The 11,788-nt window shown below is 57.8% G+C and carries 11 protein-coding genes; 5 read left to right on the forward strand and 6 right to left on the reverse strand.

Annotated features, from left to right (window positions below; translation table 11 throughout):
* Positions 1 to 44: 44 nt before the first annotated feature.
* From xdhC to guaD, 4 genes are read right to left on the reverse strand one after another with little or no spacing between them, the layout of a single operon-like run.
* A complete protein-coding gene (xdhC, locus tag FA92_RS08390; protein WP_033783141.1) occupies positions 45 to 821 on the reverse strand; it encodes a xanthine dehydrogenase accessory protein XdhC in 777 nt (258 codons plus the stop codon).
* Entirely contained in the window at positions 808 to 3,174 is a 2,367-nt protein-coding gene (gene xdhB, locus FA92_RS08395; protein WP_033783142.1) for a xanthine dehydrogenase molybdopterin binding subunit, read from the reverse strand. Before xdhB ends, xdhC begins: the two co-directional genes overlap by 14 nt.
* Positions 3,164 to 4,606 (reverse strand): xanthine dehydrogenase small subunit, encoded by a 1,443-nt coding sequence (gene xdhA / locus FA92_RS08400; protein ID WP_033783143.1) that lies wholly within the window; start codon positions 4,604 to 4,606, stop codon positions 3,164 to 3,166. The genes xdhB and xdhA overlap by 11 nt, the downstream gene beginning before the upstream one ends.
* Positions 4,603 to 5,931, reverse strand: coding sequence for a guanine deaminase (gene guaD / locus FA92_RS08405; RefSeq protein ID WP_033783144.1), 1,329 nt, complete (start codon positions 5,929 to 5,931; stop codon positions 4,603 to 4,605). The genes xdhA and guaD overlap by 4 nt, the downstream gene beginning before the upstream one ends.
* 401 nt (positions 5,932 to 6,332) lie before the next feature.
* On the opposite strand from guaD, the gene ydfG reads away from it, so the two are divergent.
* Positions 6,333 to 7,079, forward strand: coding sequence for a bifunctional NADP-dependent 3-hydroxy acid dehydrogenase/3-hydroxypropionate dehydrogenase YdfG (gene ydfG / locus FA92_RS08410; protein WP_033733008.1), 747 nt, complete (start codon positions 6,333 to 6,335; stop codon positions 7,077 to 7,079).
* A 31-nt stretch (positions 7,080 to 7,110) separates the two neighbouring features.
* Here the strand turns inward: ydfG and FA92_RS08415 are convergent, their stop codons facing one another.
* Positions 7,111 to 7,437, reverse strand: a complete 327-nt coding sequence (locus FA92_RS08415; RefSeq protein WP_033784586.1) for a YnfA family protein — start codon at positions 7,435 to 7,437, stop codon at positions 7,111 to 7,113.
* Between the two features lie 133 nt (positions 7,438 to 7,570).
* Here FA92_RS08415 and FA92_RS08420 point away from each other — a divergent pair, with 133 nt between their 5' ends.
* On the forward strand, positions 7,571 to 7,894 hold the full coding sequence (locus tag FA92_RS08420) for a DUF1283 family protein (RefSeq protein ID WP_013357904.1): 324 nt from the start codon (positions 7,571 to 7,573) through the stop codon (positions 7,892 to 7,894).
* 45 nt (positions 7,895 to 7,939) lie between these two features.
* Entirely contained in the window at positions 7,940 to 8,236 is a 297-nt protein-coding gene (locus tag FA92_RS08425) for a DUF1161 domain-containing protein (protein WP_013357905.1), read from the forward strand.
* A 39-nt stretch (positions 8,237 to 8,275) separates the two neighbouring features.
* Here FA92_RS08425 and FA92_RS08430 read toward each other — a convergent pair whose 3' ends face one another.
* Positions 8,276 to 9,742, reverse strand: a complete 1,467-nt coding sequence (locus FA92_RS08430; RefSeq protein WP_033783145.1) for an MDR family MFS transporter — start codon at positions 9,740 to 9,742, stop codon at positions 8,276 to 8,278.
* A gap of 392 nt (positions 9,743 to 10,134) precedes the next feature.
* On the opposite strand from FA92_RS08430, the gene FA92_RS08435 reads away from it, so the two are divergent.
* Both FA92_RS08435 and FA92_RS08440 read left to right on the forward strand, forming a co-directional pair.
* Entirely contained in the window at positions 10,135 to 10,851 is a 717-nt protein-coding gene (locus tag FA92_RS08435) for an ABC transporter permease (protein ID WP_013357908.1), read from the forward strand.
* A gap of 17 nt (positions 10,852 to 10,868) precedes the next feature.
* Complete coding sequence (locus FA92_RS08440) at positions 10,869 to 11,780, forward strand: glycine betaine ABC transporter substrate-binding protein (protein WP_033783146.1); 912 nt, start codon at positions 10,869 to 10,871, stop codon at positions 11,778 to 11,780.
* Positions 11,781 to 11,788 lie beyond the last annotated feature (8 nt).

Below are 11,788 nucleotides of genomic sequence, written 5' to 3' on the forward strand. Positions count from 1 at the left end.
GCATCGCAAAGTCTTATCCTGACAGGTTGCCGCGAAAGCGCAACTCAGGCGATTTGCTGCTGATACACGCTGATGATTTCACCGGCAATGGCCACCGCAATCTCGGCGGGCAGCTTGCCTTTAACGTCCGGCAGGCCAATCGGACAGCGCAGGCGCGCCAGCGGCTCGCTGGCCACACCCTTGCCCGCCAGCCGGTAGCGGAAACGCTGATTTTTCGTCGCTGAACCGATGACGCCGGCATAGCGAAAGTCGCCGCGTTTCAGCACCGCTTCGCACAGTTCAAAGTCGAGCGGATGATGATGGGTCATAATGATGAAGTAGCTGCCCTCAGGCGCCTGGGCCACACAGTCGAGCGGGTCGTCCGGCTGCAGTGTGACGACGCCAGCCGGAACGTGGCTGAACTGATCCGGACGACTGTCGATCCAGTTTATGTGACAGGGTAACGTCGCCAACAGATTCACCAGGGCCTGCCCGACGTGGCCCGCGCCAAACAGATAAATTTCCGGCTGCGCCTGTAGCAGCGGCTCAAACAGCAGCGTGGTTTTGCCGCCACAGCACTGTCCGAGCCGCGCACCGAGACTGTAATCCTCGATGTGTGGCGCAGTGGCTCCACTTTGCAGCATCGCTCTGGCCTGAGCGATGCACGCAAACTCCAGATGACCGCCCCCGATCGTGAGAAAGCTCTCCTGCTGCGTGACAACCATTTTGCTGCCGCTGTCACGCGGCACTGAACCATGCTCACTGAGCACGGTAATTAATACGCAGCTCTGGCGTTTTTCACGCAGCTGATGCAGCACGCCGATCCAGTCATGATAGATCATCAATGGCTCCCGTCAGGCGCTGTACGCCCCAGAAGATCCGCTCCGGCGTAGCAGGCGCATCCAGCCCCGGGTGCTGATGGTAATCGTTAACGCTGGCGACCGCATCCTGCAGCGCGCACCAGGCGGCTATTCCTAACATAAACGGCGGTTCGCCCACGGCTTTGGAGTGGAACACCGTGTCTTTGGGATTTTTGCGGTTCTCCACCAGCGTCACCCGCAGATCAGCCGGGACATCGCTGATGGCTGGAATTTTATAGCTCGCCGGACCATCGGTCAGCAGTTGTCCTTTGTCGCTCCACACCAGCTCTTCGCAGGTGAGCCAGCCTACGCCCTGGACAAAGCCCCCTTCAACCTGGCCGATGTCGATAGCCGGGTTCAGCGACGCCCCGACGTCATGCAGGATATCGGCACGCAGCAGGCGGGATTCGCCGGTTAAGGTATCGATCACCACCTCGCAGCAGGCAGCCCCAAATGCGTAGTAATAGAACGGCGTGCCGCGCCCGGCCAGCCGGTCATAATGAATGCCCGGCACGCGGTAGTAGCCGGTGGCGGAGAGCGGCACCTGATTGAGCCAGGCCAGCTTCGCTACCTCGGCAAAGGTGTAATGCTTTTCGCCAGCGCGCACCACGCCGTTACGGAAGCTCACCGCCGCCGCATCGCACTGATGCAACTTACAGAGCATGGCGGTCATGCGGTCGCGCAGGATTTCCGCGGCATTCTGCGCCGCTTTACCGTTTAGATCAGCGCCGCTGGAGGCCGCCGTCGGCGAGGTGTTGGGCACTTTGCCGGTGTCGGTGGGGGTGATCTGGATTTTATCGGTCTCAATCTGCAGCACTTCGGCGACAATCTGAATCACCTTGGTGTTGAGGCCCTGACCCATTTCGGTGCCGCCGTGGTTAAGCTGCACCGTGCCATCGGTGTAGATCAGGATCAGCGCGCCCGCCTGATTGAGGAAGCTGGAGGTAAAGGAGATGCCAAATTTCACCGGCGTCAGCGCCAGACCGCGTTTCAGCAGCGGACTGCGGGCGTTAAACGCTGTGATTTCCGCGCGGCGCGCCTGATAGTCGCTGCTCAGCTCCAGCTGTTCAGTGATCTCATCCAGCAGATTGTCCTCTACCTGCTGGTGGTAATGGGTGATGTTGCGATCCTGCTTGCCGTAATAGTTGCGCTTGCGCAGCGCCAGCGGATCCAGTCCACGGTCTCGGGCGATATGATCCATGATCTGTTCAATCGCCACCATGCCCTGCGGCCCGCCAAAACCGCGATAGGCAGTGTTAGAGGCCGTGTTGGTGCGGCACCGGTAGCCGGTTACCCGCGCATCGCCGAGATAATAGGCGTTATCGGCGTGGAACATGGCACGATCGACGATGGATCCGCTCAGATCCAGCGAATAGCCGCAGTTACCGGCCAGATCGATTTTGATGCCGCACAGACGCCCGTCCTCTTCCACGCCCGCGTCGTAGCGCACAAAGAACGGATGGCGTTTTCCGGTGACGCGCATATCGTCCCGGCGTGAGAGCCGCATCTTCGCCGCCCGGCCGGTCTGACGCGCCACGATGGCACAGAGACAGGCGACACCGGCTGCCTGCGTCTCTTTGCCACCAAATCCACCGCCCATCCGGCGCATATCGATGGTCACCTGATTCAGGCTGATGCCCATCACTTCCGCCACCAGCTTCTGCACTTCAGTGGGGTTCTGAGTCGAGGAGAAAACCTGCAACTGCTGATCTTCGCCAGGAACGACCATCGCCGTCTGGGTTTCCAGATAGAAATGCTCCTGCCCGCCGATATGAAACGATCCGCTGACCCGATGCGGCGCACGCGCCAGTGCCGCGTCAACGTCACCGCGCTGATGGATGTGCGGTTCCTGCACAAAGCTGCCCTGCGCCAGCGCCTGCTCCACATCCAGCAGCGGTTCCAGCACCTCATACTCAATCACCGCCGCGGCCGCGCCAAGACGTGCAGCGTCCGGCGATTCCGCCGCCACGGCGATCACGATCTGCCCCAGATACTCCACTTTGTCATGGGCCAGCAGCGGATCGCCCGGCTCCAGCGGGCCAACATCATTAATGCCCGGCACATCCTGCCAGGTTAAGACGCTGACAACGCCAGGCACGACATAACAGGGCTGCACATCTATGCGCAGGATGCGCGCATGCGCATGTTCACTCAGGCGCGGACAGAGGTGCAGCAGACCCGGCAGTTCCGGCTTGTCGTCGATAAAACGCGCCTCGCCGGAGACATGTTTTTCCGCGCTCTCATGACGGTGACTGCGACCCACGCCGCTCTGTAAATCCGCGGCATACTGCGCCTTGATCACCTCTTCGTTGAGTTCAGGACGGTTATGAGACATAGCGGGAGACCTCAAGACAGGTTATTTCGCCGTTATGGCGATGCCAGTAGCGGCGGAGCAGATTGCGTGCCACCTGAAGGCGGTAGTCACTGCTGGCGCGAAAATCAGAAAGCGGCTGGAAATCTTCTGCCAGCGCGGCGGCTGCCCGTGACACCGTCACGGCATTCAGTGGCTGACCGGCCAGTGCCGCTTCACAGTGCCGGGCGCGCTGCGGTGTGGCCGCCATGCCGCCAAAAGCGATATGGGCGGAACTGACAATGCCCTGTTCCATTTGCAGGTTAAAGGCAGCGAACACGGCAGAGATATCATCATCCAGCCGCTTCGAGACTTTCCATGCCACGAAATCAGGTGACACCGTTACTTTATCGATTCGAATCGCGCGGATAAACTCCCCTTTTTCCAGCTGCGTCTGGCGATAGCCGGTAAAGAACTGGTCAAGCGGCAGGCTGCGCTGCTGCTCTCCGCATTGCAGCAGCAAGCTGGCATTGAGGGCCAGCAGCACCGGCGAGGCGTCGCCTATCGGAGAGGCGTTACCAATGTTGCCGCCGAGTGTCCCCTGCAGGCGGATTTGCAGCGAAGCGAAACGCTGCAGCATCTCGCTGACGCCGGGAATGCGGCTGGCAAGAAACTCGCTGACCTGCTGCAGCGAGGCGCCCGCACCCAACAGGTAGTGGTCATCAAATTCGCTGCAGACTTTGAGCGCGGCAACCTGCTCCAGCGCAATCAGCAGCGGAATTTTTTTATGCTGCTGGGTGATCTGCAGGCTGAGATCGGTACCACCGGCAATCAGCTTCGCGTCGGGATGCGCCTGATAGATTGCCGCCAGCTGGGACGGGGTTTTGGGCAGAAAGCAGCGATGCCCCTTATCGCCTATTTCCTGCATCTCCGGAGTGGCCAGCGCCTCGAGCCGCTGTACGGTGCTGGCAGCACTGTGATCGAACTGGTCATTGACCGGCTGCGAGCAGAGCTGTTCGGCGGCAGCCATAATTGGCCGGTAGCCGGTGCAGCGGCAGAGGTTGCCCGCCAGTGCGGTTTCCGCCTGATGCCGATCCCAGCCCGCTGTTTTTTTTTGCAGGCTGAACAGCGACATCACAAAGCCTGGCGTACAGAACCCGCATTGTGAACCGTGGCAGTCAACCATCGCCTGCTGCGCCGGATGCAGTGCGCGACCGTGACGCAGATCCTCAACCGTGATCAGCTGCTTGCCCTGTAAGGCGGAGACCAGCGTCAGGCAGCTGTTGACCGTTTCATACTGCATCTCTCCCTCAACAGCTTTGCCCAGCGTGACGCTACAGGCACCGCAGTCGCCGGAGGCACAGCCCTCTTTGGTGCCAGGCCGATGCTGACGGGTGCGCAGATAGTTAAGCACGGTGAGATTCGGGTCGAGCGCGTCTTCGCTGACCAGCTGATTGTTTAACAGAAACTGGATCATGCGGCTTGCTCCTTTGCATCGCGCTGCCAGACCGGACGACCGCCGACCCAGGTCTGGGCAATGTTTCGGTCGTCGCCCAGCGTCATTAATACGAACAGCTTTTCCCAGATATCTTTGCTGTTGCCGATGCGGAGTTGCTGCAGCGCAGAGACCGCCGGATCGAGCACCACAAAGTCCGCCTCTTTGCCAACGCTGAAATTACCAATTTCATGGTCGAGATCCAGCGCACGCGCCCCGCCCAGCGTGGCGTGATAAAAGGCTTCGGCGGCGCTGAGCCGGTAGTGCTGCAGCTGGCCCACCTTGTAGGCTTCGCCCAGTGTCTGCAGCATATTAAAAGTGGTGCCTGCGCCGACATCGGTGCCAATACCGACTTTCACGCCCTGCTGCCAGCTGCGTTTGATGTTAAACAGGCCGCTGCCGAGGAACAGGTTTGAGGTGGGACAGAAGGCAATGGAGGAATCGGTATCGTGTAAACATTGCCACTCTTTATCTTCAAGATGCAGGCAGTGCGCAAAGACGCTGCGGCGACCGGTCAGCTCGTGATGATGATAAACATCCAGATAACCCTCGCGCTCCGGAAACAGTTCTTTCACCCAGGCAACCTCCTGCGGGTTTTCGCTGAGATGGGTGTGCAGCCAGGTATCCGGGAATGCCTGACGCAGCTGCTGCACTTTTTCCAGCAGCTGCGGGGATGAGGTCGGCGCAAAGCGCGGCGTCAGCGCATAATTCAGCCGTCCACGCTTGTGCCAGCGCTCAATCAGCGCCCGCGTCTGCTGGTAGCTCTGTTCCGGGGTTTCGATGAGATTGTCGGGCGCATTGCGATCCATCATCACTTTGCCGGCAATCAGCCGCATGTTCAGGGCTTCGGCTGCGCTGAACAGCGCGTCAATCGATTGCGGATGCACGGTGCCAAACACCAGCGCGCTGGTAGTCCCGTTGGAGAGCAGCTGATGCAGGAAAAAAGCGGACATCTTCGCAGCGTGATCGGGGCAGTGATACTGCGCTTCCACCGGGAAGGTGTAGTGATTCAGCCACTCCAGCAACTGTTCGCCAAAGGCACCAATCATCTCCGTCTGCGGATAGTGAATATGGGTATCGACAAAGCCTGGCACAATCAGTTTGCCGCGCAGATCGGTCACGGGATGACCTGCCAGCTTCGCCTCGCTGTTCTCCCAGCTATCCAGCCCAATTACGTGTCCGTCGCGCAGCAGCAGCACCCCATCCTCCAGATAGCGAGCCTTTCCGGTCAAATCGTCGGGATGATCCACCACGCCAGTGAAGTCAAAGAAGCTGGCGCGTATCGCCGTATCGGTTGCTGATAGCATGGTATGTCCTTTCTGAAAGCGCGATTGATTATCTGCAGAGGAATCTCTGTTAAAAACCCTGCAACCTGCGTGCCAGATTTGGAATGCAATAAAAACCTTAAATATCAGTAAATTAACAAAAAAGCAGGGCGTTGCGCAACAAAAGTGGCCTCCGGCAGCGTCGCAACCGTTTGCGGAGCCGATGCAAACGGTTGCGATGCGTTATTACGGAGACAGGTTAACCTGAGTATGGCCTGCCGCCCGACAATCTGCCCTTTTACGGTGCAGGCTGCCCTGAAAAGGCGCAGCGAAATACCCGTTAAAATCCGTTTACAGGCCAGCCTGCTTTTCCACGCGCAGAAGCAGAAATGAAATGCTATGGTGAAGCCATCGACTCTGAAAATGGCATAAGGAACAGTGAGATGATTATTTTTGTCACCGGCGCGACCGCCGGTTTTGGTGAAAGCATCACCCGCCGCTTTATTGAAAACGGTCATAAAGTGATCGCCACCGGACGCCGCGCGGAACGTCTGAAAGCGCTGAAGGATGAGCTGGGCGACAGCCTCTATACCGTACAGCTGGATGTACGTAACCGTGCCGCTATTGAAGAGGCGGTGGCACAGTTACCGGCCGAATGGCGCAATATTGACGTACTGGTTAACAACGCCGGTCTGGCGCTGGGCATTGAGCCTGCGCACAAGGCTAACGTCGAAGACTGGGAAAATATGATCGACACCAACACTAAGGGGCTGGTCTATATGACCCGCGCCCTGCTGCCACAGATGGTGGAGCGGGATGTGGGTCATATCATCAATATCGGTTCCATTGCCGGCAGCTGGCCGTATGCCGGGGGCAACGTTTACGGAGCGACCAAAGCCTTTGTGCGTCAGTTCAGCCTGAACCTGCGTACCGATTTGCACGGCACCGCGCTGCGTGTGACCGATATTGAGCCGGGTCTGGTTGGTGGCACCGAGTTTTCCAACGTGCGCTTCAAAGGCGATGATGACAAAGCCGGTCAGGTCTATGAGGGCGCTACTGCCCTGACGCCGGAAGATGTGACTGAAGCGGTCTGGTGGGTCGCCACACTGCCTAAGCATGTCAATATCAATAGCCTGGAAATGATGCCGGTCAGCCAGACGCTGGCGGGCCTGAAAGTGCATAAGCCGTAAGCCTCTGCCGCGCCAGCCATCACGGCTGGCGCTAGCCGCGTCCCCAGCCCAGCACGATGATCAGCATGCCGCTGAAGGCAATCAATGCACCGCTCCAGTCCCACGCACTTAACTTCACGCCATCCACCACCCGTAACCAGAGCAGTGCGGTCAGCACATAAACACTGCCATAAGCGGCATAGACCCGTCCACTGGAGGCAGGATGCAGCGTCAGCAGCCAGACAAACAGCGCCAGACTCGCCGCGGCGGGCAGTAACAGCCACACCGATCCCCCTTTTTTAAGCCATAGCCACGGCAGAAAGCAGCCGGTGATCTCCGCCAGCGCGGTAATAAAAAAAAGCAAGGCGGTCTTAATCAGCACTCTTACCTCTCCTGAACGTAAACAAACGACTCACCGCTGGTGAGCAAAGAAACGGCGATGATATACTATGAGTACTCGCTGCAACAGCCGTCCCGGATGGCGATGTTTGCGTTAACTAAAGGAAATTGTGATGAAAAAAATGATCCCTGCCGTGCTGATGGTGCTGCTCTCCACAGCGGCGTTGACTGCTACTGCGAATACTAATCGTCTGATCATTGAAGATGGCAGTTCTGCGCTGAGCAATGAAGCAGCGCGTCAGGACAAAGAGCAATGGAATGACACGCGTATGCTGCGCAACAAAGTGAACACCCGCGTCGAAAAAGAGTTTGATAAAACCGATCGCGCCTTTGACACCCGCGACAAGTGCGAGCAGAGCCTCAATCTCAACGCGTACTGGGAACCTAACACCCTGCGTTGTCTTGATCGCCGTTCAGGTCGCCCGGTAGCGCCGTAAATTTGAGCTATAGTAATGACGGACGACTAACATAAGGAAGACGTGATGAAGCTACAGAGGGTTTTGTTAAGCGCGGCGTTATTTGCTCTGCCGCTGATGGCGCAGGCATCCTGCGAATCGGTAAAAGCCGATATCAGCCAGAAGATTATTCAGAACGGCGTACCTGAATCGGGTTTTAGTCTCGATATCGTTGCCAACGATCAGGTCGATCAGGCGGGCGGTCAGGTCGTTGGACATTGTGAAAACGACACACAAAAGATTGTTTACAAGCGTACAGGCCGTGACGATGAAGCCAGCGTCCCAGCCAGTGCCGGCAGTTCTCAGGACGCGCCAGCACAGTAGTGAGCACCAAACCAGGGCGACATCCTGTCGCCCTGCCCGTTATTCCGCCTGTTCCGGCCGCTGACGCGGCATCATCCATGCCACTCCCACCGCAAACAGAGCAATCACCAGGGCTACCACGAATACCCAATGCAGGGATGCGGCTATCGCTGCGACCATCTGCTGCAGGTTTTCCAGCTGTAACTGCTGGCGGCTGGGCTCGGACATAATCTGCTGCACCGGATCCTGCACCTGCGGCAGACGCCACTGCAGATTAAGATTCAGCACCGCCCCCATAATCGCCGTCCCTACCGCCGAACCCATCATCCGGCTGAACATAATAGAGGCGGTACAGATGCCCCGGATCTGGTAATCCGCCTGGTTCTGCACAGAGACCAGGAAGGTGGTGCTGGTCATCCCCATGCCGGTGCCAATCAAAAACGCCGTGAAGCCCGCCTGATAGAGGGAGCTGGCGGGCTGCAGGAACAGCAACAGGGCGCTGCCGGCGACCAGCAGCAGCGCGCCAAGCTGGGCAGTAAAGCGGTAGGAGGTGTGCAGCATCAATCTGCCACTCAGCGTGCTGGCCAGCGGCCAGCCAATCGACATCATTGCCAGCACACTGCCCGCCTGTAACGGTGAGCCGCCGCTGATCCCCTGAATCCAGGTGGGCAGAAACGCGCTGATGCCCATCATCGCCGCCCCGATAATCAGGTTACCCGCATTGCCTGCCACAATTAGCCGGCTGCGCCAGATCACCAGCGGAAACAACGGTGCCGCAGCACGCTGCTCGTGACGCTTGAGCTGCCAGCCCGCGAACAGAGAGAAAAGCAGGAACGGCACCAGCCAGAGGCCCAGCTGTTCCGCCTGCAACAGTGCAATCAACAGGGCCGTCACGCAAAGCATCAGCCAGCTGCTGCCCGCCAGGTTCAGCGGCTGCGATGACTCCTCTTTCTGATGCGCCGGTAACCAGCGCGCCAGCATCAGCATGCTAATCAGGCCAATCGGCAGATTGACCCAGAAAATCACCGACCAGCTAAAGTGCTGCACCAGCCAGGCACCGGTCAGCGGCCCCACTATCGCCGCCACACCCCAGACACTGGAGAGCCAGCCCTGCACGCTGGCGCGTTCACGCGGCGAATAGATGTCGGCCACGATGGTGGAGCTGAGCGGCATGATGGCACCCGCGCCAAGGCCCTGAAAGGCCCGGAAAAGAATCAGCCAGGTCATGGTATGGGCAAAGCCACAAAGCATCGATCCCACCAGGAAAATCGAGGTGCCGACGAAAAACATCGTTTTGCGCCCCACCATATCCGCCAGCCGCCCATAGAGCGGCACGCTGACCGCCTGCGTCAGCAGATAGATGGAGAAGACCCAGCCAAACTGCGAAAAACCGCCAAGGTCAGCAATAATGGTCGGCATCGCGGTGGCCACAATCGTGACTTCAATGGCCGCCATAAACATCGCCAGCATGCAGGCGATTAAGATCCAGTGGCGATGTCCGGTATGGATTTGTGCGCTGTCAGTCATAGGGTTCCTTTTTTAATCTGCAAGGCTAGCTGAAAAACAGCCAGTGCAGTTTCCCACGCGTGCGCATTTTCTGCGCCATCTGTGACGGTGTAACATAAAGTCGATGAATTTTTTTTATTGTCGCATTAGCCCAGCGGCTACGCGGCTTTATCACGCTTTTAACCTGTTTCTATCTGCCTGATTTCGGGCTTAAAAGCTGGCTTGTACAAAAAAGGCCTGCTATAGCATTACACCATCTTATTCGGTATTCACTGAAAAAGAGTGGATAAACAGTCATTTTATCTACATTTTATCGCAGTTTCGGTATTGGGCGCGGCGGCAGTTTTTGCCGTACCTGTCGGACTGTTTATGTTTGTTATAACAATTGAGATCGTTATCAGGGAGATTCTCCTATGCAAAATGCTTCACTGGCCCGACGCGCCGGTCTGGCACTGCTTGCAGTGGTCGCGGTGATCGCGGTGCTGATCTGGGGCTTAGGCTGGGATCAGCTGGTCGCACGTAAAGTCGATCTGCTTTATCTCGGGCAACAACACCTTTTCTTAGTTTTCTGGTCAATGCTGTTCGCCCTGCTGGTCGGTATTCCCAGCGGCATCCTGCTTAGTCGCCCGTTTGCGCGTCGCTGGGCCGAGTATGTGATGCAGATTTTCAATGTCGGTAACACCCTGCCACCGCTCGCGGTGCTGGCACTGGCGATGGTTATTATCGGCATTGGCGACCGTCCGGCGCTGATTGCGCTGTTTCTGGCGTCGCTGCTGCCCATCGTCCGCAATACCTTCTCGGGTCTGAGCGCGGTTCCTCCGTCGCTGATTGAGGCCGCCAACGGCATCGGCATGACCAAATGGCAACGTCTGCGTCAGGTTGAGCTGCCCAACGCGATGCCGGTGATCCTCTCTGGCGTGCGTATCGCCACCGCTATCAACGTTGGCACCGCGCCACTGGCCTTCCTGATTGGTGCCAGCAGTTTTGGCGAGCTGATCTTCCCGGGTATCTATCTGAATGACTTCCCGACCCTGATTCTGGGTGCCGTTGCGACTGCGCTGGTGGCACTGGTTCTGGATATGATGCTGGCCGCGCTGGGCCGCTTTCTGAGTCCGCACGCTGCGGCCTGACCACAAGGAGCTTTGCAATGCTAACGAAGTGGATTAAGAAAAGCGCTGTCGCGGTGACCGCGACGCTGCTGCTCAGCCAGACGGCACAGGCGGCTGCCCCGCTGGTAATGGCAACCAAGAGTTTTACCGAGCAGCATATCCTGTCAGCCATGACGGTACTCTGGCTGCAAAAGAAAGGTTTTGAGGTGGTCCCTAAACGCAATATCGCCACCACCATTGGCCGTAACGCGCTGCTGAATAAACAGATTGATATGGTCTGGGAGTATACCGGTACGTCACTGATTATCTTCAACCACATCAGCCAGCCGATGTCTTCACAGCAGGCGTATGAGACGGTGAAACAGCTGGACGGAAAACTGGGACTGGTCTGGCTGAACCCGGCGCCGATGAACAACACCTACGCCTTTGCCATGACTCAGGAGCGGGCCAAAAAAGAGGGCATTAATACGATGTCACAACTGGTCGCGAAAGTGGAACAGGTTCGTCAGTCTGACCCGGACCACAACTGGCGGCTGGGGCTGGATCTGGAATTCGCAGGTCGTTCAGACGGTCTGAAACCGCTGCAGAAGACTTACAACCTGGCGCTGGATCGCCCGCAGATCCGTCAGATGGACCCGGGTCTGGTTTATAACGCTATTCGTGACGGATTTGTGGATGCCGGTCTGATCTACACTACCGATGGCCGGGTTAAAGGCTTTAATCTGAAAGTGCTGGAGGATGATAAACACTTCTTCCCAAGCTATAACGTGACGCCGGTCGTACGTCAGGATGTGCTGGCGAGCCATCCAGGGCTGGATAGTGCCCTTAATCAGCTCTCTGCACAGATCACCAATGAGGCGATTACCGAGCTGAACAAGCGGGTCGATATCGACCATGAGTCACCGGAAAAAGTGGCACGTGATTTCCTTCAATCCAAAAACATGCTGTAAGGAGGCAC

The sequence above is a fragment of the Pantoea sp. 9140 genome, from assembly GCF_000745295.1.
In the GTDB taxonomy this organism is placed as follows: Bacteria; Pseudomonadota; Gammaproteobacteria; order Enterobacterales; family Enterobacteriaceae; genus Pantoea; species Pantoea vagans.

Coding starts and splice junctions, on each gene's coding strand:
- xdhC (WP_033783141.1), bottom strand. CDS start 821: ATGATCTATCATGACTGGATCGGCGTGCTGCATCAGCTGCGTGAAAAA.
- xdhB (WP_033783142.1), bottom strand. CDS start 3,174: ATGTCTCATAACCGTCCTGAACTCAACGAAGAGGTGATCAAGGCGCAG.
- xdhA (WP_033783143.1), bottom strand. CDS start 4,606: ATGATCCAGTTTCTGTTAAACAATCAGCTGGTCAGCGAAGACGCGCTC.
- guaD (WP_033783144.1), bottom strand. CDS start 5,931: ATGCTATCAGCAACCGATACGGCGATACGCGCCAGCTTCTTTGACTTC.
- ydfG (WP_033733008.1), top strand. CDS start 6,333: ATGATTATTTTTGTCACCGGCGCGACCGCCGGTTTTGGTGAAAGCATC.
- FA92_RS08420 (WP_013357904.1), top strand. CDS start 7,571: ATGAAAAAAATGATCCCTGCCGTGCTGATGGTGCTGCTCTCCACAGCG.
- FA92_RS08425 (WP_013357905.1), top strand. CDS start 7,940: ATGAAGCTACAGAGGGTTTTGTTAAGCGCGGCGTTATTTGCTCTGCCG.
- FA92_RS08430 (WP_033783145.1), bottom strand. CDS start 9,742: ATGACTGACAGCGCACAAATCCATACCGGACATCGCCACTGGATCTTA.
- FA92_RS08435 (WP_013357908.1), top strand. CDS start 10,135: ATGCAAAATGCTTCACTGGCCCGACGCGCCGGTCTGGCACTGCTTGCA.
- FA92_RS08440 (WP_033783146.1), top strand. CDS start 10,869: ATGCTAACGAAGTGGATTAAGAAAAGCGCTGTCGCGGTGACCGCGACG.